General features: G+C 65.5%; 21 protein-coding genes. 10 read left to right on the top strand and 11 right to left on the bottom strand.

The annotated features are described in order from the left end of the window. Window positions 1–6: 6 nt before the first annotated feature. Window positions 7–2757 (bottom strand): type I DNA topoisomerase, encoded by a 2751-nt coding sequence (gene topA, locus IVA87_RS16625; protein WP_247334254.1) that lies wholly within the window; start codon window positions 2755–2757, stop codon window positions 7–9. A 228-nt stretch (window positions 2758–2985) separates the two neighbouring features. Between topA and IVA87_RS16630 the strand changes: the two genes are divergently transcribed. Further along, window positions 2986–3225, top strand: a complete 240-nt coding sequence (locus IVA87_RS16630; RefSeq protein ID WP_247300775.1) for a hypothetical protein — start codon at window positions 2986–2988, stop codon at window positions 3223–3225. A gap of 71 nt (window positions 3226–3296) precedes the next feature. Here IVA87_RS16630 and IVA87_RS16635 read toward each other — a convergent pair whose 3' ends face one another. Then, on the bottom strand, window positions 3297–3908 hold the full coding sequence (locus tag IVA87_RS16635) for a flavodoxin family protein (RefSeq protein ID WP_247300776.1): 612 nt from the start codon (window positions 3906–3908) through the stop codon (window positions 3297–3299). A gap of 124 nt (window positions 3909–4032) precedes the next feature. Then, entirely contained in the window at window positions 4033–4500 is a 468-nt protein-coding gene (locus tag IVA87_RS16640; protein WP_247300777.1) for a helix-turn-helix domain-containing protein, read from the bottom strand. Between the two features lie 122 nt (window positions 4501–4622). Between IVA87_RS16640 and IVA87_RS16645 the strand changes: the two genes are divergently transcribed. Beyond that, complete coding sequence (locus IVA87_RS16645; protein ID WP_247300778.1) at window positions 4623–5396, top strand: SDR family oxidoreductase; 774 nt, start codon at window positions 4623–4625, stop codon at window positions 5394–5396. A 177-nt stretch (window positions 5397–5573) separates the two neighbouring features. Then, on the top strand, window positions 5574–5756 hold the full coding sequence (locus IVA87_RS16650) for a hypothetical protein (RefSeq protein ID WP_247300779.1): 183 nt from the start codon (window positions 5574–5576) through the stop codon (window positions 5754–5756). A 69-nt stretch (window positions 5757–5825) separates the two neighbouring features. Here the strand turns inward: IVA87_RS16650 and dprA are convergent, their stop codons facing one another. Further along, window positions 5826–6968: a DNA-processing protein DprA gene (dprA, locus tag IVA87_RS16655; protein ID WP_247334256.1), complete on the bottom strand. Its 1143-nt coding sequence runs from the start codon at window positions 6966–6968 to the stop codon at window positions 5826–5828. A 90-nt stretch (window positions 6969–7058) separates the two neighbouring features. On the opposite strand from dprA, the gene IVA87_RS16660 reads away from it, so the two are divergent. Then, window positions 7059–8303 carry an amidase gene (locus IVA87_RS16660; RefSeq protein WP_247300781.1) on the top strand — a complete coding sequence of 415 codons (1245 nt, stop codon included), beginning with the start codon at window positions 7059–7061 and terminating at the stop codon, window positions 8301–8303. Here IVA87_RS16660 and IVA87_RS16665 read toward each other — a convergent pair. From IVA87_RS16665 to IVA87_RS16680, 4 genes are all read right to left on the bottom strand, one after another. Then, window positions 8295–9512: a patatin-like phospholipase family protein gene (locus IVA87_RS16665; protein WP_247334257.1), complete on the bottom strand. Its 1218-nt coding sequence runs from the start codon at window positions 9510–9512 to the stop codon at window positions 8295–8297. The two genes, IVA87_RS16660 and IVA87_RS16665, sit on opposite strands and share 9 nt — an antisense overlap. Window positions 9513–9733: 221 nt before the next feature. Continuing rightward, window positions 9734–10330, bottom strand: coding sequence for a glycerol-3-phosphate 1-O-acyltransferase PlsY (plsY, locus tag IVA87_RS16670; RefSeq protein ID WP_247277018.1), 597 nt, complete (start codon window positions 10328–10330; stop codon window positions 9734–9736). Window positions 10331–10368: 38 nt separating this feature from the next. Further along, window positions 10369–11679, bottom strand: a complete 1311-nt coding sequence (locus IVA87_RS16675) for a dihydroorotase (RefSeq protein WP_247277182.1) — start codon at window positions 11677–11679, stop codon at window positions 10369–10371. A 5-nt stretch (window positions 11680–11684) separates the two neighbouring features. Then, entirely contained in the window at window positions 11685–12632 is a 948-nt protein-coding gene (locus tag IVA87_RS16680) for an aspartate carbamoyltransferase catalytic subunit (RefSeq protein WP_157334028.1), read from the bottom strand. A gap of 222 nt (window positions 12633–12854) precedes the next feature. On the opposite strand from IVA87_RS16680, the gene IVA87_RS16685 reads away from it, so the two are divergent. The 3 genes from IVA87_RS16685 to IVA87_RS16695 are packed head-to-tail and all read left to right on the top strand — an operon-like array spanning window position 12855 to window position 16022. Beyond that, window positions 12855–13568, top strand: a complete 714-nt coding sequence (locus tag IVA87_RS16685) for a M15 family metallopeptidase (protein WP_247334266.1) — start codon at window positions 12855–12857, stop codon at window positions 13566–13568. Window positions 13569–13590: 22 nt separating this feature from the next. Continuing rightward, window positions 13591–15234 carry an acyl-CoA dehydrogenase family protein gene (locus IVA87_RS16690; RefSeq protein WP_247334258.1) on the top strand — a complete coding sequence of 548 codons (1644 nt, stop codon included), beginning with the start codon at window positions 13591–13593 and terminating at the stop codon, window positions 15232–15234. Window positions 15235–15257: 23 nt separating this feature from the next. Further along, on the top strand, window positions 15258–16022 hold the full coding sequence (locus IVA87_RS16695; protein WP_247334259.1) for a type II CAAX endopeptidase family protein: 765 nt from the start codon (window positions 15258–15260) through the stop codon (window positions 16020–16022). Here IVA87_RS16695 and IVA87_RS16700 read toward each other — a convergent pair. From IVA87_RS16700 to IVA87_RS16710, 3 genes are all read right to left on the bottom strand, one after another. Continuing rightward, window positions 16019–16942: an AEC family transporter gene (locus IVA87_RS16700; RefSeq protein WP_247300786.1), complete on the bottom strand. Its 924-nt coding sequence runs from the start codon at window positions 16940–16942 to the stop codon at window positions 16019–16021. The two genes, IVA87_RS16695 and IVA87_RS16700, sit on opposite strands and share 4 nt — an antisense overlap. Window positions 16943–16945: 3 nt before the next feature. Next, the gene (ruvX, locus tag IVA87_RS16705) at window positions 16946–17437 is read right to left on the bottom strand and encodes a Holliday junction resolvase RuvX (RefSeq protein ID WP_247300787.1); all 492 of its coding nucleotides are present in this window, start codon (window positions 17435–17437) and stop codon (window positions 16946–16948) included. 278 nt (window positions 17438–17715) lie between these two features. Continuing rightward, window positions 17716–18606: a LysR family transcriptional regulator gene (locus tag IVA87_RS16710; protein ID WP_247300788.1), complete on the bottom strand. Its 891-nt coding sequence runs from the start codon at window positions 18604–18606 to the stop codon at window positions 17716–17718. Between the two features lie 96 nt (window positions 18607–18702). Between IVA87_RS16710 and IVA87_RS16715 the strand changes: the two genes are divergently transcribed. The 3 genes from IVA87_RS16715 to gatC all read left to right on the top strand — a co-directional run bounded on the left by IVA87_RS16715 (window position 18703) and on the right by gatC (window position 21176). Beyond that, complete coding sequence (locus IVA87_RS16715) at window positions 18703–19677, top strand: nitronate monooxygenase (RefSeq protein WP_247334260.1); 975 nt, start codon at window positions 18703–18705, stop codon at window positions 19675–19677. A 57-nt stretch (window positions 19678–19734) separates the two neighbouring features. Beyond that, window positions 19735–20811: a nitronate monooxygenase family protein gene (locus IVA87_RS16720; protein WP_247300790.1), complete on the top strand. Its 1077-nt coding sequence runs from the start codon at window positions 19735–19737 to the stop codon at window positions 20809–20811. A 77-nt stretch (window positions 20812–20888) separates the two neighbouring features. Beyond that, a complete protein-coding gene (gene gatC, locus IVA87_RS16725) occupies window positions 20889–21176 on the top strand; it encodes an Asp-tRNA(Asn)/Glu-tRNA(Gln) amidotransferase subunit GatC (protein ID WP_247300791.1) in 288 nt (95 codons plus the stop codon). The last annotated feature ends 2 nt before the right edge of the window (window positions 21177–21178 follow it).

Below are 21178 nucleotides of genomic sequence, written 5' to 3' on the forward strand. Positions count from 1 at the left end.
TAACCTCTAATTCTTGCCGGCACTCTTCTTGGCCGGGGCCTTGGTGGGGGCCGCCTTGGTCGGCGACGTCTTGGCAGTCGACGAGACGGCGGCGCGCGCCTTGCTGGTGGATTCGGTTTTCGATTTGGCCGGGGCTTTCTTCGCGGCCGGCTTCTTCGGCTTCGGCGCGGCGTCCTCACCGTCCGCAGCCTTCTCTGTAGTCTTCTTGGCCTTGGCGGGCTTTGCCGCCTTCTTCGGCTTGGTCTTGCCGCCGCCCTTGGCCGCGCGTTCGTCGATCAGCGCGATCGCCTGCGGCAGCGTGATGGCATCCTTTTCGAACTCGGCCGGGATCGTCGCGTTGACACCGCCTGCGGCGACATAGGGGCCATAGCGGCCGCTCTTCACGGTGACGGTGCCGAGCGTCGGATGATCGCCGATCGTCTTGCCGGGATCGGCGCCGAAGCGGCGGCTCGGGCCCTTCGCCGCCTTCTCGGCGATCAGCGTCACCGCGCGATTGAGGCCGATGTCGAACACTTCGTCGCCGGCTTCGAGACTCGCATAGGTCTTGTCGTGCTTCACGAAGGGCCCGAAGCGGCCGAGGCCGGCGGTGATCGGCTGACCCGTCTCGGGGTGCTTGCCGATCTCGCGCGGCAGCGACAGCAATTTCAGCGCAAGCTCGAGGTCGACATCGCTGGGCGAGGTGCCCTTCGGAATGCCCGCGCGCTTCGGCTTCTCGCCTTCCGCATAATCCTTCTGCTCGCCGAGCTGGATGTAGGGGCCGAAGCGGCCGGCCTTGACCCAGACATCGAAGCCGGTGTCGGGATCCTGGCCGAGCGAGCGGTCGGCGCTGGCTTCGCCATCGGCGGCGAGCTGGCGGGTGTAGCGGCATTCCGGATAGTTCGAGCAGCCGACGAAGGCGCCGAACTTGCCGGCCTTGAGGTTGAGCCGGCCCGTGCCGCAATTCGGGCATTGCCTGACGTCGCCGCCATCGGCGCGCGGCGGGTAGATGTGCGGGCCCAGCATCTCGTCGAGCACGTCCAGCACCTGCGCGACGCGCAGGTCCTTGATCTCGTCGACGGCGCCGATGAAGTCGCGCCAGAAATCCCTCAGCACCTCCTGCCAGGAGATCTCGTTGTTCGAGATGCGGTCGAGCTGCTCTTCGAGGCCCGCGGTGAAATCGTATTCGACATAGCGGCTGAAGAAGCTTTCGAGGAACGCGATCACGACGCGGCCCTTGTCCTCGCCGTGCAGGCGCTTCTTCTCCAGCTTGACGTAGCCGCGGTCCTTCAGAACCTGGAGGATCGAGGCATAGGTCGAGGGACGGCCGATGCCGAGCTCTTCCATGCGCTTGACGAGGGATGCCTCCGAGAAGCGCGGCGGCGGCTCGGTGAAATGCTGAGTGACGGCGAGCGACTGCCGCTTCAGGGCTTCGCCGGCGCTCATGCCGGGCAGGCGGCGGGAATCATCGTCCTCCTCGTCGTCGCGGCCTTCCTGGTAGAGCGCGAGGAAGCCGTCGAACTTGATGACCTGACCGGTGGCGCGCAGCTCCAGCGTACGGCCGCCGGCCTTCGCGGTGATGTCGACCGTGGTGCGCTCGAGCTCGGCCGCTTCCATTTGGCTTGCGATGGTGCGCTTCCAGATCAACTCGTAGAGTTTCGCCTGATCGGAATCGAGCTTGCGGCTCATGCTGTCGGGCCGGCGCGACAGATCCGTCGGGCGGATCGCCTCGTGCGCTTCCTGGGCGTTCTTGGCCTTGGTCTGGTACTGGCGGGGAGCGTCGGGCACATAGGCGTTGCCGTAATCCTCGCCGATCACCTTACGCGCCTGGGTGATCGCTTCAGGTGCGATCTGCACGCCGTCGGTACGCATATAGGTAATGAGTCCGGTGGTCTCCCCGCCGATGTCGATGCCTTCATAGAGCCGCTGGGCGATGCGCATCGTGTGCGCCGGCGCAAAGCCGTATTTGCGGCTGGCTTCCTGCTGCAGCGTCGAGGTGGTGAAGGGCGCCTGCGGATTGCGCCGCGCGGGCTTGGCATCGACCGCGGTCACGGCGTAGGCGGCCGCTTCCAGCGCCTTCTTGAAGTCTTCGGCTTCCGCGCCGGTGCCGATGTCAAGGCGCTGGATCTTCTTGCCGTCGGCGCCGACGAGGCGGGCCTCGAAGGCATCGCCGCGCGGGGTCAGCAGGGTCGCGACCAGCGACCAATATTCGCGCGCGACGAACTTCTCGATCTCGAGCTCGCGATCGCAAACGAGGCGCAGCGCCACCGACTGCACGCGGCCGGCCGAGCGCGCGCCCGGCAGCTTGCGCCACAGCACGGGGGAGAGGGTGAAGCCGACCAGATAGTCGAGCGCACGGCGCGCCATATAGGCGTCGACCAGGGCGCCGTCGATCTGGCGCGGATGCTTCATCGCGTCGGTGACAGCCTGCTTGGTGATGGCGTTGAACACCACGCGCTCGATCTTTTGGTCCTTCAGCGCGCGCTTCTCTTTCATCACCTCCAGCACGTGCCAGGAGATGGCCTCGCCCTCACGATCGGGGTCGGTGGCGAGAATCAGGCGGTCAGCGCCCTTCAGCGATCTCGCGATATCGTTTAGCCGCCCGGCGGCCTTCGGGTCGACCTCCCAGATCATCTTGAAATTGGCGTCAGGATCAACGGAACCGTTCTTGGCGGGGAGGTCGCGGACATGGCCGAACGAAGCCAGGACCTCGTAGGACGAGCCCAGATATTTGTTGATCGTCTTGGCTTTCGCCGGCGACTCCACAATAACGATATTCATGTAGTTCCAGTAACTTACGGGAAAATCTTGGGCCGAAAACCAAAGGATTCGGGTCGGCCGTTTCGACCCGAACATGGGTGGTGAGGCCGTCCCTGTCAAATCGGGGCGTGTTGAAGGCCGCAGTGATGGGAAAAGTTTCATATCGAAAAAGTTGCAAAATACCACCTTGGAGTTGCGACCGATGTCGGCGTAAGGTTTCTGCGGGGCATGGATTCGGGGTGGGTTCTGGTGGCTAAGCCAGCAAGGAAACGGGCGCGCGCCGGATCAGGCGCGCCGGGAGGCTCGCGCAATGAGGAACCGGGGGAAGGCGGGGCGGATGAGGCGGTCGCCTTCATCGCGGAGCAGACGGCCGCCCTGGGCAAGCTCGCCGAGCGCCACAAGCTGCACATGTTGCATTATTTATTGGGCATGACCCAGCTCGAGGCCGACGAGCATCTGAGATTGCGGAGCAAGCGCAAGCTGTCGTGAGATCTGCGCCTCTATCAGTTCAGTCATCCCTGCGCGCGCGTGGCGCTCGTCGCTGGAGGCAATGAGGGCAGTTAACTGTTGCGGCCTGCCATCCGAGCCAGTCTCTGGCCGAGATATTCGGCCGTGCTCAAATCGCTCTGAGGCAAGGTGCCGTTGATCAAGTGCGTCGCCAGGCCAAGCTGGCTGCCCAAGCGATTGCGGTTGCTCGGATCCTCTCCGCCCGGGATATCCAGCCCGCACCAGAGCATGCCGTGCTGCGCAGCGAGAATGGAAAAGTAGGTCAATGTGTGCAGTTGATCGCCGCCTGCGCACGCGCCGGTCGTGAATCCGGCTGCGATCTTGTTGGCCCATCGCTGGCGAGTCCATCGGTCACTTGAGGCGTCAGCGAAGGCTTTGAATTGCGCTGCCGGTCCGCCCATATAGGTCGGGCTGCCAAATGCAATGGCGCTCGCGCCGTCAATCGTCTCCAGTAGTCTCTCATTCTGGAAGCGGCCTGACACGATGTCGTCGCCGGCGATCCGACAAAGCGCGATCTGTGCCATCTCAGCCGCGCCGCGCACCACCGCATGCGCTAGCGTTTCTGTGGTGCCGGAGATGGAAAAATAGACGATAGCGAGCAGGGGCATGGTGGTGCCAGTTTGCGGTGTCCAAGCCATCTTTGACGCCGTCTCGAATTTGTACAAGTCCCCCGCGTCCTCATTTGCGCGCATAGCGAAGCAAATCCAGAATCTTTCCGCGGGAGCAGTGTGGATTGCCTTGTCGCCAGGACCCCATCGCAATGATGGGGGTTGGGGCGGTGCGCCGCAGCTACGCCGATCTGCGCCGCGGCGCCGGCCGCGGCTTCAACATGGTGTCCGCCGGGCTGAGCAGGCGGCCGTCCTCGGCGCGCAATTCGAGTTTCTTCACCGGGCGGCCCTTGGCGCGATCGACCAGAATGGTCGCGATCTCGTCGGGGTGATCGTCGAACTCCTCGCTCCATTGCCGTAGCGCCACCAGCACCGGGAAGGTGCCGCGGCCCTTCGGCGTCAGCACATATTCCTGGTAGGCGCTGCCGTCGGAAGCGGGGGCGGTCGCCAGAATGCCGTGCTCGACGAGTGACCGCAGGCGCGCGGCCAGAATGTTCTTGGCCATGCCGAGCTTGCTCTGGAATTCGCCGAAGCGCCGTACGCCCAACAGTGCCTCGCGGATGATCAGCAGCGACCACCAGTCGCCAAGCGCCTCCAACGACCGTGCGATCGGGCAGGAATCGCCGTCGAAGCTCGTTCGTCTCACCATTGTCTTTCGTCCTGTCGCGTTCGCCCGCCTTCCGCGCCGATCACGCGCTTGTGTGGTTGCATCATAAAACCATTTGTCCTAGATGGCAACTTAGTTTCATAATGCAACCACTGGAGGCGAGCGTGAGATTGAAGAACAAGACGGCCCTGATTACCGGCGGCAACAGCGGCATTGGCCTTGCGACCGCAAAGCTGTTCGTGGCCGAGGGCGCCAAGGTGGTGATCACCGGCCGCAACAAGGGGACGCTGGAGGCCGCTGCGAAAGAGCTCGGGCCGAACGCGCTTGCGCTGGTTGCCGACGCCACCGACATCGCCGCGACCGAAGCCGCGATCAAGAAGGGCGCGGACAAGTTCGGCAAGGTCGACATCGTCTTCGCCAATGCCGGCATCGCCGGCGGCACGCCGCTCGGCTCAGCCACGCTTGAGATCTTCGAGACCGTGATCCGCACGAACCTCACCGGCGTGTTCTTCACCGTTCAATCCGCGCTGCCCTACCTTAACGACAATGCCTCGATCATCCTCAACGGCTCGGTGATCTCGGTGCTCGGCATTCCCGGCTACTCGGCTTACGGCGCCGCGAAGGCCGGCGTTCGCGCCATGGCGCGGACCATGGCCTCGGAACTGTCGCCGCGCGGCATCCGCGTCAACGTGGTCGCGCCGGGCGCGATCCGCACACCGATCTGGGGACCTGCGGTGGCGACGCCCGAGGCCGAGAAGGCATTCGAGAGGCGCATCGCGCTCTCGACGCCGCTCGGGCGCATCGGCGAAACGGATCACGTTGCAAAGACCGTGCTGTTCCTCGCTTCCGATGATTCCGCGCATGTGCAGGGCCAGGAGATCTTCGTCGACGGCGGCGCGGTCGCATCTCCGAGCGGCGCGCCGATCTATCGGGGCTAATCAAATCAAGTGCAAATTGAATCGGCCAGCGCAACGGGAAGCGGTTGCGCCGGCCGGTTCCTACGCCTCGGGGGATGCATTTCGAAAACCTTTGCGTGAGGCGTTGAACCTTCGCGCGTACTGCCAAGACGTTCTTAAGGGCAGGGGGTCAGAAGACTCATTTTAAGGGAGCCCGTTATGCCGAAAGCAGCCCCTATTTCTTCGTCGATTTCAGCACCGCGTGTTTACACCGAAGATTCTGCCATTCCCGGCAAACGGACCGACAAGTCCGAGCTCATCGGGACCGCTCTGTTCGCCGGCATCGGACTGTTTATTTCGCTGATAGCCATCATCCTGGGCATTCAGGGCGCTTGGTTGTAGCCCCGCGGCGACGGCGCACCAGGGGCGGATCGCGGCCGCGCGCTTGCGCTTCGACGTGCGCACCGACGGCTAGAGCAGCGACACCAATCCGCCGCCGTGACGCTCCAGCTTTCCGGCCAATTCGAGCTCCAGGAGCACGGTGCGCACGATTGCGGGCGAGGCGCCGGACATCCGCACGAGATCGTCGATCGAGATCGGGGCAGGACCGAGCAGGGCGGTGATCTGGTCGCGGTCGTGGCCTTGCGGATCGCTCTCGAACGGCTCGCTGTCGGGCTCGCCTGCCGGATGCATCAGCGGCCGCTCCATGATCGGCTGCACCGCGTTGATGATGTCGGCGGCCTCGGTGACGAGGGTTGCGCCCTGCTTGATCAGATCGTTGGTGCCGGCGGCGCGCGGATCGAGCGGCGAGCCGGGAACGGCGAATACCTCGCGGCCCTGTTCGGCCGCCATGCGCGCGGTGTTCAGCGAGCCCGAGCGGTGCGCCGCTTCCACCACGATCACGCCGAGCGACGCACCGGAGATCAGTCGGTTGCGGCGGGGAAAGTCGCGGGCGCGCGGCTCGTGGCCGAGCGGCATTTCGGAGATTGCCGCGCCCTCATGGTCGAGGATCGCTGCGAGCAAATCGGTATGTTCGGGCGGATAGATGCAATCATGCCCGCCGGCGAGCACGGCGATCGTGCCGCTTGCGACGCTCGTGCGATGCGCGGCCTGGTCGACGCCGCGGGCGAGACCCGAGATGATGACAAAACCGGCTTCGCCGAGCTCGCGCGCAAGCTGCCCGGCAAACTTCAGCCCGGCGCCGGAAGCATTGCGCGAGCCGACGATCGCGATCATCGGCCGCATCAAGCTTTTCGTGTCGCCGCGCACGGCGAGCAAAGGCGGTGCATCGTCCAGCGTTGCGAGCCGCGCCGGATAGCCATCTTCACCGGGCGCGAGCCAGGCGATGCCGAACTTGCGGCTTGCGGCGAGCTCGGCCTTGGCTTCATCGGCGCTACAGATGCGCCCCGATCGCGCCGCGCCGCCGCGGCGCGCCAGATCTGGCAGCCGCTCCAGCGCGGCGCGCGCGGTGCCGAAATGATCGACCAGCGAACGGAAGGTGCGCGGGCCCACATTGTCTGAGCGGATCAGCCGCAGGCGGTCGATCCGCTCAGACTCGGTCAGCTCCACGCTTGGATTGATGGCGTCCACGGCGTCTCCTTGCAGGCACAGCATGGAACAACCTGAGGGCGTTGCGCAACAGTGACGTGCGCTTGCGCGACCCCGCCCCGATGCTAAAAGCGATGCCAATAAGAAGGATTTGCCATGATCTCACTCGCCGACCTCCAGCGCCGCATCGAAGCGGGGGAGCTGTCGCCCGATTCCGCGATCGCGCAATCGCATGCGGCGATCGAGGCCAAGGAGAAGGACGTCCGCGCCTTCGTCCGCCACGACAAGGCCGCGAAGGCGCAAAGCGCCGGTCCGCTGCGCGGCATCGCGATCGGGATCAAGGACATCATCGATACCGCCGATTTCCCGACCGAGATGGGCTCGGAGATCTATCGCGGGTGGCAGCCGCGCTCGGATGCGCCCGTCGTGATGATGCTGAAGCGGGCCGGGGCAACCATCATCGGCAAAACCACGACCACGGCGTTCGCCTCGCGCGATCCCACCCCGACGCGCAATCCGCATAATCTCGGCCATTCTCCGGGCGGCTCATCCTCCGGTTCGGCGGCAGCCGTCGGCGCCGGCATGATCCCGCTGGCGCTGGGCACCCAGACCGGTGGCTCGGTGATCCGTCCCGCCGCCTATTGCGGGACCGCTGCTATCAAGCCGTCGTTCCGCATGCTGCCGACGGTCGGTGTGAAGTGCTACTCGTGGGCGCTCGATACGGTCGGCCTGTTCGGCGCGCGCGTGGAAGATCTCGCGCGCGGGCTGTTGGCGATGACGGGGCGCGGCGAATTCTCCGGCATTGCCGCCGCGACGTCGCCGCGCATCGGCGTGGTCAGGCAGGAATTCGCCGGCGCAGTGGAGCCGGCGGCCGAAGAGGGGCTGCAAGCCGCGATCAAGGCGGCGACGCGCGCCGGCGCCAGCGTGCAGACCATCGATCTGCCCGAAGCGGTGCAGGAGGCCTGGCGCATCCATCCGATCATTCAGGATTTCGAGGCGCATCGCGCGCTGGCCTGGGAGTTTTCCGAACGCCACGACGAGATCGCGCCGATGCTGCGTGCCAGTCTCGATGCGACGGTTGGCCTGACGCCGCAGGACTATGACGAAGCGCGGCGGATCAGCCGCCGCGGCCGCCGTGAGCTCGGTGAGCTGTTCGAAGGCGTCGACGTGCTCCTGACCTATTCCGCGCCGGGCACCGCGCCCGCCAAGGAGCTCGCGACCACGGGCGATCCCCGTTACAACAGGCTCTGGACCCTGATGGGCAATCCTTGCGTCAACGTGCCGGTGCTGAAGGTCGGCGGCCTGCCGATCGGCGTGCAGGTGATCGCGCGTTTCGGCAACGATCCGCGCGCACTTGCGGCGGCCTGGTTCCTGGAGGAGGCGCTGGCGAAATCAGGCTAGCGCGGGTTCGGGGGCAGCAATGCGATGGCCGGATGCAGCAGCCGGCGCTGCGCTGCTAGCTGCACCTTGCTTCATCCAGCGCTCGGCGGCCTCGCGGCCGCTCCGGTGCAGCAGGCGAATGAAGCCGCGGCCGAGATCGGTGGATGAGCGCTGCGCCAGCCCGTCAACGGAATCTTCTGCCGCGATCCTGGAGAGCCGCAAGGACGGCGCGGCTTGCGACTGCGCCCATTCGATCGCGGCGATCTCGGCATTGAGGGCGGCGTTCGCCGCGATCTGGTCGAGCCGGCGGTCGATCGCGGCGAGTGTGATCGGTACGTAGCTGTCGCGCGCCGGCGTGACCTGGACGAGCAGCACATCGGCGGTCGTCGTGTCCTGAGCCAGCCGCAGCAGCGGCGGGTTGCCGCCAAGGCCGCCGTCCCAATAGGCCTCGCCGTCGATCTCGACGGCGCAGTGGACGAGCGGCGGGCAGGTCGAGGCCAGCGCGACGTCGGTGGTAATTGCCTCGTTGCGGAAGATCTGCTGCTGGCCGTCGCGGATCCGCGTCGCTGCGATCAGAAGCTTCGGGCAGTTCGGATGGCGCAGGGCGGCGAAATCGATGTCGCGCGACAGAGCCTGCCGCAGCGGATCGAGATCGAACGGATCAAAGTGACCGGAGCGCAGCGTCGGCCCGAACGCGACCGAGCTTCCCGCCGGCGAGAAGCCGCCGACCAACATCAGCGCGCGAAACGAGGCTTCGTGCATCAGCCGGAGCCAGAACCGATTCAGCCGGGCGCGGGCGCCTTCGCGGCCAGCTTCGGCAAAGCCGGAGGCGAGCAGCAGCGCGTTGATGGCGCCGGCGCTGGCGCCGCTGATGGTGTCGATCGCGATATCAGGCTCTTCCAGCAGCCGCTCGAGCACGCCCCAGGTGAAGGCCGCAAAAGTGCCGCCGCCCTGCAGCGCCAGCGAGAGCTTTCGCGGCGGCCATTGGGCGGAATGTGCACGCGCGGTCACGCCCGGTACAGCCTTCCTCACCACGATATCGAGCGGAGCGTCGGCTTTCGTAGGGGGCTCAGGCTGCGGCGCCTGCGATGAAACGGGCGCAGGCGTGTCGACACGCGGCGAGGGCGCATCGGACCAGATATTGGTCATCGAAAGCAATCGGCTCGCTGCGGTGCCGGAAGCACCCCGCGAACCAACCCCGTCATGCGCGTCGACAATCTTCTCGCTCATTCTGAGCAACCGCCACCATTTCACTGTCGGGATGACAGGCTGTCAGCATGACAGGCTCGGAACCCGCTTGCCAACACAACCGCGATTCGGCCGCAAGTTGCGAACAGGATTTTGCATATAATGCAGAAGGGCCGTTTCGGTATCCGTAGATGCCCGGCTTTGGATTCTTGTTCTGACGCGATTTCTTGACGCGAACCGGCATCCACTTCGCTCGAAACGCTCTAGGCCTTCTCCCCGATCCGGCTTTCCTTGCCCGCTTGCAAGCGCTTGATGTTCTCGCGGTGCGCGTAGAACAGCAGCAGCGTCAGCACTGCTGATAAAGCAGACAATGCCAGGTGCCCGAACCACCACAGGAACATCGGCGTGATGAACGCCGCCACCAGCGCCGACAGCGAGGAATAGCGGGTGGTGAAGGCGGTTGCCAGCCAGAGCAGGCAGAACACGACGGCGCCAGGCCAAAACAGGCCGAGCAGGATGCCGATGTAGACGGCCACGCCCTTGCCGCCTTTGAACTTGAGCCAGACCGGGAAGAGATGGCCCAGGAACGCGCCGAGCCCGGCCACCATGGCGGCATTGGGACCTGCGAGATAGCCGGCGATCACCACGGCCACGGTGCCCTTGAGCGCGTCGAACAGCAGGGTGCCCGCGGCAAGGCTCTTGCGTCCCGTGCGCAGCACATTGGTGGCGCCGATGCTGCCGGAGCCGATCGAGCGGATATCCTGCGTGCCCGCGAGTTTGGTGAGAATCAGCCCGAACGGAATTGAGCCGAGGAGATAGCCGATGACGAAGGCCACCGGCAGGAATGCTTCAAGCCCCATGGCGGCATCTCCAAAGACTGGGTCTCCGTGCCGAACGATCACCCATGTCCGACATACTCGTAGACCGTCCGACCGCCGACAATGGTGCGCACGACGCGGCCTGTAAAGCGGGCCTCATCAAACGGGGTATTCTTACAGGGCGATTTCAGGTCGGCCGGATCGACCACCCAGGGCGTATCGGGGTCGATCACGATGACGTCCGCGGGGCTGCCGACGCGCAAGGTTCCGCCTGGTAGCCCGAGCAACTCGGCCGGCCGCGTCGACATTGCGCGGATCAGCGTCTTCAGTTCCATCTCGCCATTGTGCACGAGGCGGAGGCCCGCCGGCAGCATGGTCTCGAGCCCCACGGCGCCGGGGGCGGCTTCCGCGAACGGCAAGCGCTTGACCTCGACGTCCTGCGGATTGTGGTCGGACATGATGACGTCGAGAAGCCCGGAGGCGAGCGCCGCCACCACCGCGCGGCGGTCGTCCTCGGTCCGGAGGGGCGGCGACAGTTTCAGGAACGAACGGTAGGGCCCGATGTCGTTCTCGTTCAGCGCCAGATGATTGATCGAGACCGAGGCGCTGACGGCGAGCCCGGCGTCGCGGGCGCGCTCCAGGATCTCGAGGGAGTCGATGCAGGTCAGCGACGCCGCGTGGTAGCGGCCGCCGGTGAGTGCAACGAGGCGTAAGTCGCGCTCCAGCATGACGGCTTCGGCGGCATTCGGGATGCCCATCAGCCCGAGCCGGGTCGCGAACTCGCCCTCGTTCATCACGCCTTCGCCCACGAGGTTGGGATCCTCGGTGTGATGCACGATCAGCGCGTCGAAGTCGCGGGCGTAGGTCAGCGCGCGTCGCATCACCTGGGCGTTGGTCACGCTTCGGTCGCCGTCGCTGAAGGCGACCGCGCCGGCGGCCTTCAAGAGGCCGAACTCGGTCATCTCCTCGCCGAGCATGCCCTTGGTCAGCGCCGCCATCGGCTGGATATTGACGATCGCGGTGTCGCGGGCTCTGCGCATCACAAAGTCCACGGTCGCCGAATTGTCGATGACCGGCGAGGTGGCGGGCTGGCAGATGATGGTGGTGATGCCGCCGGTCGCGGCGGCCTGGCTCGCCGAGGCAAAGGTCTCGCGGTGGCTGAGACCGGGCTCGCCGACGAAGGCGCGCAAGTCGATCAGGCCTGGCGCCACGATCTTGCCGGAGCAGTTGATGATGTCGGTGCCTTCAGGCACGCCGGCTGCGCCAATGCCGCGGCGGGTCTCGCGGATGGTGCCGTCGGCAATGAGGACGTCCCCGATGCCGTCGAAATCCCTGGAGGGGTCGACGACGCGGGCGTTGGCGAGCAGGATGGGGCGGCGGTCGGTCAACATCGGCATCACGCGTTCGGCAGGTTGCGGGCGAGCGCTTCCAGCACGGCCATGCGCACGGCGACGCCCATCTCCACCTGTTCGCGGATCAGGGACTGGGCGCCGTCGGCCACGATCGAGTCGATCTCCACGCCGCGGTTCATGGGACCGGGATGCATCACCAATGCATCCGGCTTGGCGTAGGCGAGCTTCTTCTGGTCCAGCCCGAAGTAGTGGAAATATTCCGATGACGAAGGCACGAACGAGCCGTTCATGCGCTCGCGCTGGAGCCGCAGCATCATCACGATGTCGGCGCCTTCCAGGCCCTCGCGCATGTCGCGCGCGACCTCGACGCCCATCCGCTCGATGCCGGGCGGCAGCAGCGTGGAAGGGCCGACGACGCGGACGCGGGCGCCCATGGTGTTGAGCAGGATGATGTTGGAGCGGGCGACGCGCGAATGCAGCACGTCGCCGCAGATCGCGACCACAAGGCCTTCGATCCGCCCCTTGTTGCGCCGGATGGTGAGCGCGTCGAGCAGCGCTTGGGTCGGGTGCTCATGCGCGCCGTCGCCGGCATTGATCACGGAACCGTCGACCTTGCGCGCCAGCAGTTCCACCGCGCCGGAGGCGTGATGGCGCACCACCAGGATGTCCGGGTGCATCGCGTTCAAAGTCACCGCGGTGTCGATCAGGGTTTCGCCCTTGCGGATCGAGGACGAGGACACCGACATGTTCATGACGTCGGCACCTAAGCGCTTGCCGGCGAGCTCGAACGAGGACTGGGTCCGGGTGGAAGCCTCGAAGAAGAGGTTCACCTGCGTCCGTCCACGCAAGACGGTGCGCTTCTTGTCAACCTGGCGGTTGAGCTCGACATATTCTTCGGACAGGTCGAGGAGGCCGGTAATGTCGGCCGCGGAAAGGCCCTCAATGCCCAGCAAATGCCGGTGGCCGAGGACGAAGGTCGATTTCGATGTCATTAAAAGCAGAGCTATAGGGGGCGACGGCGGGGGGAGCAAGGGGCAAAGATGGGCAAGTGAGTTATCCCCTGATCTGTCACCCGCTCAGTCATTCCGGGATGGCGCGTAAGCGCCAGACCCGGAATCTCGAGATTCCGGGTTCGGCTCTTCGAGCCGCCCCGGAATGACGAAGGATGGGACGGCATCGTGAAACCAATTCTTGCTGCATTTATATCGATCATCATGAGCTCATCCGCCTGGGCCCAACCACTCCCCGGCGACTTTTTCTATCTGCGCGACGTCGAGCCCCGCATCATCCAGGACATCCGCTACGCCACCTCGAACAATTTCGTCGGCCGGCCGCTCGCCGGCTATAGCGCCGGCGAATGCGTGGTGAAGCGCGAGGTCGGGCTGCGGCTGAAGGCGGTTCAGGAGGAACTGGCCGCGCAACATCTCTCGCTCAAAATGTTCGACTGCTACCGGCCGGCACGGGCCTCGCGCGACATGATGAAGTGGTCGCAGAACGGCCACGAGACTGCCGCCGAGCGGCGCTACAATCCGAAGATTCCCAAGAGCGAGCTATTTCGGCTCGGCTACATCGCGAGCCGCTCGCAGCATTCGACCGGGGCGGCACTCGATCTCACTTTGGTCGATCTCAAGGCCGAGAATTCCGCCAAATACGACCCATCAAAGGCCTATGCCGATTGCACGGCGCCAGCCGAGGCGCGGGCGCCGGAGGGCAGCGTCGACATGGGCACTGGTTACGACTGTACCGACGCGAAGGGGCATACTGCGGCACAGTCGATCAATGCGGAGCAACGCGCTTGGCGCAAGCGGCTGGTGGCTGCGATGGCCAGGCAAGGCTTTGTGAACTATTCGAAGGAGTGGTGGCATTTTTCGCTGCCGGGGGCGGGCGGGGCAGCCTATGATTTCCCGATCCAGCCGCGGCGGAACTAAGGTCCGGTTCGAGGAGGCGCATATGATCCGGCCGAGCTTTGCGACCCACGAGGTCTTCAACCAGTCGCCGCCGTTCGAGGACGTCGACCTGTTCGCGGCCGACCGTCCGCTGGTCGATGCGGTGAGGGCCAATGGCGGCGCGGCGGCGGAACGGGAGCTGTCGGAGTTCGGCAAGCACTGGGGCTCGGCCACGATGGCCGATCGCGGACGCGTCGCGAACGAGAACACGCCGAAGCTGCGCAGCTTCGATGCCAAGGGCAATCGCCGCGACCAGGTCGAGTTTCATCCGGCCTATCACGAGCTGATGGCGCACAGTGCGCATGCGGGCCTGCACAATTCGACGTGGACGGCGGATGGAAAGCCCGCTGGCGATGCGGCGGAGGTCATCCGCGCCGCAAAGTTCTATATCGCCGCGCAGGTCGAGACCGGCCATCTCTGCCCGATCACGATGACACGAGCCTCTGTGGCCGCGCTGGCGATGCAGCCCGATCTGCTCGCGCGCGTGATGCCGGTGCTGTCGACGAGGAGTTATGATCCCAGCTTCGTGCCGTGGTGGCAAAAGCGCGGCATGACGCTCGGCATGGGCATGACCGAGAAGCAGGGCGGCACCGACGTGCGCGCCAACATGACGCGCGCCGTAAGCGAGGGGGATGCTTATCGCATCACCGGCCACAAATGGTTCATGTCGGCGCCGATGTGCGATGCGTTCCTGGTGCTGGCGCAGGCAGACGCGGGCCTAACCTGCTTCTTCATGCCGCGCTTTGCGCCCGACGGCTCGGTGAACGCGATCCAGTTCCAGCGGCTGAAGGACAAGCTCGGCAACCGCTCCAACGCCTCCTCCGAGGTCGAGTTCGTCGGTGCCTATGCAGAAAGGGTCGGCGAGGAGGGCAAGGGCATCCGCACCATCATCCAGATGGTGCAGCTGACGCGCCAGGATTGCGCGATCGCCTCCGTCGGCCTGATGCGTTCGGGGCTCGCGCATGCGCTGCATCACGCCCGTCACCGCAGCGTGTTCCAGAAGCATCTCGCCGATCAGCCCTTGATGCAGGCGGTGCTGTCAGACATGGCGCTGCATGTCGAGGCGAGCACCGCCCTGGTGATGCGACTCTGCCGCGCCTTCGACCGGACGCCGCACGATGCGGCGGAGGCCGCCTATATGCGGCTGCTGACGCCCGCGATCAAATATTGGACCTGCAAGAGCGCGCCGCCGTTCCTCTACGAAGCGATGGAGTGCCTCGGCGGCAACGGGTATGTCGAGGACGGCATTTTGGCGCGTCATTATCGCGAGTCTCCCGTCAACGCGATCTGGGAAGGCTCGGGCAACGTCATGTGCCTCGACGTGCTCCGCGCGCTCTCGCGCGAGCCGGAGGCGGCGATGGCGGTGCTGCAATCGCTTGCGGCCGAGACAAAAGGACTGCCCGGAGCGGGTGAGGCCGCCGCGTTCATCGGCAAGACCTTTCGCCGTGCTGACGGCGAGCGCGTCGCGCGGCTGGCAGTCGAGAAGCTGGCGTTGTTCGCCGCGGCTGCGGCGCTAGGCCGCGTGTCACCGCGCAATGCCGAATTGTTCGCCGCAACGCGCCTCGCTGCCAATCACGCCAGCATGTACGGCGCCGTGGAGTTGGAGAGCGCCGACGTGTGCGCGCTGCTGGAGCGAGCGCTGCCGTGAGTCTCCCAAACGAAAGCCTTTTGATGGATTCCCTCAATCCCGACCATCCGCCGCTCACCATGACGCCTGCGACGCCGCGCGTCTGGATGTTCTGGAGCACCGCACTGTGGGGTCTCCTCATCTTCCTCGCGATGTTCGTCGGGCAGATCGGCGCGATCGTTCTGCTGGTAGCGCAGCGTGGTCTGCCCATGGATCTCGCCTCGCTGCAAGTCGTCGGCCATGAGCCCCAGGCGCTTGCGCTGTCAGTGGCCATGGGCCTGCCGGCGACGCTGGCCGTGGTCTGGCTTGCCATTCGCATCAAGAAGGCGTCCTTCGTGAATTATCTCGCGCTGCATTGGCCGTCCTGGAAGCATCTGCTGTTCGGCGCGGTCGGCCTGGTCCTGATCGTGTTGGCCTGGGAGACAATGTCGCGCGCGCTCGGCCGCGAGGCGACGCCGGGCTTCATGACAGATTTGTTGAAATCAGGTCGCGACAAGGGCGCCGCAATGGTGCTGCTGTTTGCCTTCAGTGTGGCGGCGCCCATGTCGGAAGAAGTGTTGGCGCGGGGCTTCCTCTATCGCGGCTGGTCTGCGAGCTTCTTGCGCGTGCCCGGCGCGATCATCCTGTCGTCGCTGGTGTGGACAATCGTGCACCTGCAATACGACATGTATTTTCTCGCCGAGGTTTTCACCATCGGCCTGTGGTTTGGCTACATGCGCTACCGTGCCAATTCGCTTTGGCTCACGGTCGTGTTGCATGCGCTCAACAATCTGACCGCAGTGGTGCTGACGATGTGGTTGGCAAGTTAGGCGGCCAGCGCGATCGCGACCGGCATCGTGATGGCCGCAAAAATCGTTTGCAGCGTGATGATCTGCGCCAGCAGCGGCGCATCGCCGCCCATCTGGCGGGCCAAGACATAGGCGCTAGGCGAGGTCGGCACCGCCGCGCAGATCGCGACGATCGCGAGGCTGTCGCCGGAGAGCCCGAACCAGGCGCCGAGCCCCAGCGCGAGCGCGGGCATCAGCGCGAGCTTGAAGACGACGCCGGTGGCCGCGCCGAGGCTCGGGCGCAAGAGACCTTCGAGATGCAGGCCGGCGCCCGTGACGAGCAGGCCGATCGCCAGCGAGGAGCGGCTCAGCGCATCCGCCACCTCGTGCCAGAGTTTCGGCAGCGGCATGTGCGTCAGATTGACGGCAAGGCCGATCACGCAGGCCCAGATCAGGGGATTGCGGACCACCGTCATGACGACGGCTCGTGCAGACTGCTTTTCGGGCGCGGCGTAATGGGCGAGCACCACGACACTGAGCACGTTGACCAGGGGAATGATCGCGACCATCGCCACGGAGGCGAGCGCCAGCCCGACGTCGCCGAACATATTGGCTGCGACCGACAGTCCGACGAAGGTCTGCCAGCGCGTTGCGCCCTGAAAGATCGAGGTGAAGGCGGGGCCGTCGATGCCGAGCCGGGTAAGGGCGGGGCGCAGTGCAAGGCACAAGAGCGACATCGCGAGCGCTGACAGCAGCAGCGCGCCGCCGACGCCAGCGACCGGCACCTTGGAGAGGTCCGCCTTCACCAGCGTCTGGATCAGCAGCATCGGAAACAGCACGAAATAGGTCAGGCGCTCCAGCCCATGCCACTGCGTGTCGAGCCGCATCAGGCTGCGCTTCAGCACGACACCGAGCACGATGAGGATGAAGACCGGCAGCAGCGCCGCGATCACGACGGCCATGGATCAGTCCGTCCCCGGGCGAGCGCGAAGATTGGCGAGGCGGTCGAGCGCGCCTTGCAGGATGAAGATCGCCGCGTGCTCGTCGATCACCTCGGCGCGCTTGGCGCGGCTGACGTCCATGCCGATCAGCTCGCGCTCGACTGCCGCCGTCGAGAGGCGCTCGTCCCACAGGCCGATGGGGAGTGCGGTCAGGCCGGCAAGATTGCGGGCGAAGGCACGGGTGGATTGCGCGCGCGGGCCCTCGCTGCCATCCATGTTGATGGGCAGGCCGAGCACGAAACCGGCTGCCCTGCGTTCAGCCGCGATCGCGAGCAGCCGGGCGGCATCCTGCTTGAACGCCTTGCGCTGGATCGTCTCGACGCCGGTCGCCAACCGCCGGTCGGGATCGGACACGGCAACGCCGATGGTTTTGGTGCCTAAGTCAAGCCCGACCAGCGCGCCGCGCGCGGGCCAGTGTGTTGCAGCATCGACGAGAGGCAGGATAAGAGCCGGCATGGCTTAGCGCATATCACGCGTCGCGCTGCGGAGTGAACCCGGAACATGGATGCGCTCGCATTATTCGGCGTGTTTGCCGCGTCCTGCGCGTTCGGCTCGGCCTCGATTTTCTCCAGGGGCACCTGACCGTTCGGTCTGCTCGAAGCGATCTGGGCCGTTGCGCCGCGCATTGCTGGACACGACAGATTTGTGGCGATGAATTTCAGTGAGATGGAACGCCGGCGCTCGCGGTGACTTTCACGATCATTTCGTGATCAAGGCGACGATCAAGTTCTTCGTCAGGCGGCGATGACGTCCTGGTCCAGCTTCAGGCAAGCGGCAAAGCCGCTCAGTGCGCTGGATTGATGTCCGGCGCGGCGCTGGATGAAGAGTGTCTCGACACGCGCATGCGACGGGCTCAGCGCGTGGATCGACACGCTTCCGTTCATCGCGCTGCGCTCGACCACAATGCGCGGCAGCAGCGTCACGCCCATGTCGGCAGCGACGCAGCCGATCATGCCGTCGAGTGTGCCGAGCTCGAAGCGCGCCGCCGACGGCCAGCCGAACTCGACGAACACCTGCTCGAGCCGTTGGCGGTAGGTGCAGCCGGTGCGGAACACCAGCGCCGTCGGGCCGGGCTCCGGCGTGCCGGCACGCAGCTCGGCCAACGAAGCCCAGCGCCGCGCGCTGACCAGCACCAGCTCTTCGCGGAAGGCGCTCGTCGCTATGAGCTCGGCATGCGCGATGGGACCCGCGACGAAGGCGCCGTCGAGCGAGCCGTCGAGCACGGCGGCGACAAGGTCGGCCGTGGTTGCGGTGCGCAGAGAAAGGCGCACGGCAGGAAAACGGCGGTGGAAATCCGCCAGCACGGGCGGCAGCCGCACGGCCGCGGTGGTCTCCATCGATCCAATCGCGAGCGGTCCCTTCGGCTCACCGTCATCTTGCGCGGCGAGCACGGCTTCACGCGACAGCGCCGCCATTTTTTGCGCATAGGGCAGGAGGCGTTTGCCGGCACCGGTCAGCGTCATGCCGCGGCTGTGACGTTCGAACAGCGGCGTGCCGATCTCGGCTTCCAGCGCCTTCACGCGCTGGGTGACGTTGGACTGCACGGTATTGAGCTCTTCGGCGGCGCGGGTGATGCCGCCGGTGCGGGCGACGATGGCAAAGGTCTGGAGATCACTGAGTTCCATGGAATCGTTCCGCATTTGAGATGGCAGCGTTCTCTAGAATTCAATTTCAGAGAATGCTATTCGCGGCTAATGTTCCTGTCCAGAGTGGGAGGACGCATGCCGATCGCCACGCCGCTGACAGAGCTTCTGGGGATCAAGCATCCCATTCTGTCGGCTCCCATGGACACCATTGCAGGCAGCCGGTTGACCCGCGCCGTCAGCAGTGCCGGCGGCTTCGGAATCTTGGGTGGTGGCTACGGCGACCAGGCCCGGCTGGAGACCGAGACCAAGGAGCTGGAGGGTCTTGCGCCGTTCGGTATCGGCTTCATCACCTGGAGCCTGGCAAAACAGCCGGAGCTTCTCGACATTACGCTGGACGCCCAGCCTCAGGCCATCATGCTGTCGTTTGGCGATCCCGCGCCGTTCGGGCCGCGCATCAAGGCGGGCGGCGCGCGATTGATCTGCCAGGTGCAGAGCGAGGACATGGCGAAGCAGGCGCTTGATGCCGGCGCGGATATCCTGATCGCACAGGGTACCGAGGCTGGCGGCCATGGCGCGTCGCGCACTACGATCGACATCGTGCCTGCGATCGTCGATCTCACGGCAGGACGCGTGCCGGTCGTCGCGGCCGGCGGTATCGCGGATGGCCGGGGCCTCGCTGCAATGTTGATGCTGGGGGCATCCGGCGTGCTGATGGGCACACGCTTTTATGCGAGCGTGGAGGCCAATGGCGCGGAGGAAGCGAAGCGGCGCATTCGTGAAGCCGACAGCAATGATACCGTGCGCGGCGTCGTCTTCGACTGGTCGCGAAATCTGTTCTGGCCGGCGCCGTTCACTGCGCGCTCGCTGATCAATGATCACATCAAGCGCTGGACCGGCCGCGAGATCGAGTTGATGCAGCGCGCAAGCGAGGTCGCCGCGGAGTATGCTGCGGCGAAGGCCGCGGGCAATTTCGAGGTCGCTGCGGTTTTTGCCGGCGAGGCCGTCGGACTGATCCATGACATTCCGTCCGCCGCGGAGATCGTGGAGCGGATTGCGACGGAGGCGGAGCAACTCCTGGCCGGGCGGAGAAACTCGGTCGTCGCGGCGTAGAGTTTTTCACCCTCCACCTCCAGGGGAGGGTAAGCAAAAACGAGAAAGAGACACACCATGTGGCCTGACCGTCGACTGATCGATCTCTTCAAGACCGAATTCCCGATCGTGCTGGCGCCGATGGCGGGCGTGATGGATGCGGAGCTGGTGATTGCGGCCGCGCAAGGCGGGGCGCTGGGGTCGCTGCCCTGCGCGATGATCTCGCCGGAGAAGGCGCGCGAGCAGGTTGGTCTCATCCGCCAGAACGTGAAGGCACCGGTCAATCTGAACTTCTTCTGCCACACACCGGTAGAGCTCACGACCGAGGCCGAGGCACGCTGGAAGCAGCGGCTTGCGGGCTATTACACCGAGCACGGTCTTGATCCGGCGGCGCCGATCGCTGCGGCGAACCGTGCGCCCTTCGACGCGGCATTCTGTGAGGTCGTCGAGGAGCTGAAGCCGGAAGTCGTCAGCTTTCACTTCGGCTTGCCGGAGCAAGCTCTGCTCAAGCGGGTGAAGGCAGCCGGCTGCCTCGTGATCTCGTCGGCCACCACGGTGAAGGAAGCGGTCTGGCTCGAGCAGCGCGGCGTCGATGCCATCATCGCGCAAGGCGCCGAGGCGGGCGGTCATCGCGGCATGTTCCTGACCGACAAGATCGCGGAACAGCCCGGCACCTTTGCGCTGGTGCCGCAGGTCGTCGATGCCGTGAAGGTGCCGGTGATCGCCTGCGGCGGCATTGCGGATGGGCGCGGCATTGCCGCGGCCTTTGCGCTCGGTGCATCCGGTGTGCAGATCGGCAGCGCCTATCTGCGCTGTCCTGAATCCAAGGTCACGGCCGGAGGCCGCAAGGCGCTGGCCGAGGCCGACGACGAATCCACCGTCATCACCAATGTCATGACCGGGCGTCCTGCGCGCGGGGTGCAGAACCGGCTGATGCGCGAGGCCGGCCCGATCTCGCCGGATGCACCTCCCTTTCCCCATGCTGCGACCGCGCTCGGGCCCCTGAAAGCGGCTGCCGAAAAGCAGGGGAGGGTGGATTTCACCAATCTCTGGGCTGGGCAGGCCGTGGCCCTCGGCCGGGATGTCCCTGCGGCCGAATTGACCCGCGATCTCGCCAAATCGGCGCTGGCTCGCATGAAAGCGCTCGCTGGATAGGCGGGAAGCGCCGGTTGCGGCGCAAAACCGGCCTCTGCTATACGGCACATAGGTTTTGCCGTGAGAGGCCTTATATAATGTCCGTCGACGCCACGACCGTCCGCCGCATCGCGCATCTGGCGCGCATTGCGGTTTCCGAGGACGAGGTTCCGCATCTCCAGGGCGAGCTCAATGCCATGCTCGCCTTCGTCGAGCAGCTCTCGGAGGTCAATGTCGAGGGCGTGGAGCCGATGACCTCGGTCACGCCGATGCAGATGAAAAAACGGCAGGATGTCGTCACGGACGGCGAGATCGCCGATGATATCGTTGCCAACGCGCCCGCGACCGAAGGTCACTTTTTCCAGGTGCCGAAGGTCGTCGAGTAACT

It is taken from the genome of Bradyrhizobium sp. 147 (assembly GCF_023073935.1).
GTDB lineage: Bacteria > Pseudomonadota > Alphaproteobacteria > Rhizobiales > Xanthobacteraceae > Bradyrhizobium.

What these genes read in the sequence shown, in the direction of transcription:
- topA (WP_247334254.1), bottom strand. Translation starts at nt 2,757, where the DNA reads ATGAATATCGTTATTGTGGAGTCGCCGGCGAAAGCCAAGACGATCAAC.
- IVA87_RS16640 (WP_247300777.1), bottom strand. Translation starts at nt 4,500, where the DNA reads ATGGTGAGACGAACGAGCTTCGACGGCGATTCCTGCCCGATCGCACGG.
- IVA87_RS16650 (WP_247300779.1), top strand. Translation starts at nt 5,574, where the DNA reads ATGCCGAAAGCAGCCCCTATTTCTTCGTCGATTTCAGCACCGCGTGTT.
- dprA (WP_247334256.1), bottom strand. Translation starts at nt 6,968, where the DNA reads ATGCTGTGCCTGCAAGGAGACGCCGTGGACGCCATCAATCCAAGCGTG.
- IVA87_RS16660 (WP_247300781.1), top strand. Translation starts at nt 7,059, where the DNA reads ATGATCTCACTCGCCGACCTCCAGCGCCGCATCGAAGCGGGGGAGCTG.
- IVA87_RS16665 (WP_247334257.1), bottom strand. Translation starts at nt 9,512, where the DNA reads ATGAGCGAGAAGATTGTCGACGCGCATGACGGGGTTGGTTCGCGGGGT.
- plsY (WP_247277018.1), bottom strand. Translation starts at nt 10,330, where the DNA reads ATGGGGCTTGAAGCATTCCTGCCGGTGGCCTTCGTCATCGGCTATCTC.
- IVA87_RS16675 (WP_247277182.1), bottom strand. Translation starts at nt 11,679, where the DNA reads ATGTTGACCGACCGCCGCCCCATCCTGCTCGCCAACGCCCGCGTCGTC.
- IVA87_RS16680 (WP_157334028.1), bottom strand. Translation starts at nt 12,632, where the DNA reads ATGACATCGAAATCGACCTTCGTCCTCGGCCACCGGCATTTGCTGGGC.
- IVA87_RS16685 (WP_247334266.1), top strand. Translation starts at nt 12,855, where the DNA reads ATGAGCTCATCCGCCTGGGCCCAACCACTCCCCGGCGACTTTTTCTAT.
- IVA87_RS16690 (WP_247334258.1), top strand. Translation starts at nt 13,591, where the DNA reads ATGATCCGGCCGAGCTTTGCGACCCACGAGGTCTTCAACCAGTCGCCG.
- IVA87_RS16695 (WP_247334259.1), top strand. Translation starts at nt 15,258, where the DNA reads ATGGATTCCCTCAATCCCGACCATCCGCCGCTCACCATGACGCCTGCG.
- IVA87_RS16700 (WP_247300786.1), bottom strand. Translation starts at nt 16,942, where the DNA reads ATGGCCGTCGTGATCGCGGCGCTGCTGCCGGTCTTCATCCTCATCGTG.
- ruvX (WP_247300787.1), bottom strand. Translation starts at nt 17,437, where the DNA reads ATGCCGGCTCTTATCCTGCCTCTCGTCGATGCTGCAACACACTGGCCC.
- IVA87_RS16710 (WP_247300788.1), bottom strand. Translation starts at nt 18,606, where the DNA reads ATGGAACTCAGTGATCTCCAGACCTTTGCCATCGTCGCCCGCACCGGC.
- IVA87_RS16715 (WP_247334260.1), top strand. Translation starts at nt 18,703, where the DNA reads ATGCCGATCGCCACGCCGCTGACAGAGCTTCTGGGGATCAAGCATCCC.
- IVA87_RS16720 (WP_247300790.1), top strand. Translation starts at nt 19,735, where the DNA reads ATGTGGCCTGACCGTCGACTGATCGATCTCTTCAAGACCGAATTCCCG.
- gatC (WP_247300791.1), top strand. Translation starts at nt 20,889, where the DNA reads ATGTCCGTCGACGCCACGACCGTCCGCCGCATCGCGCATCTGGCGCGC.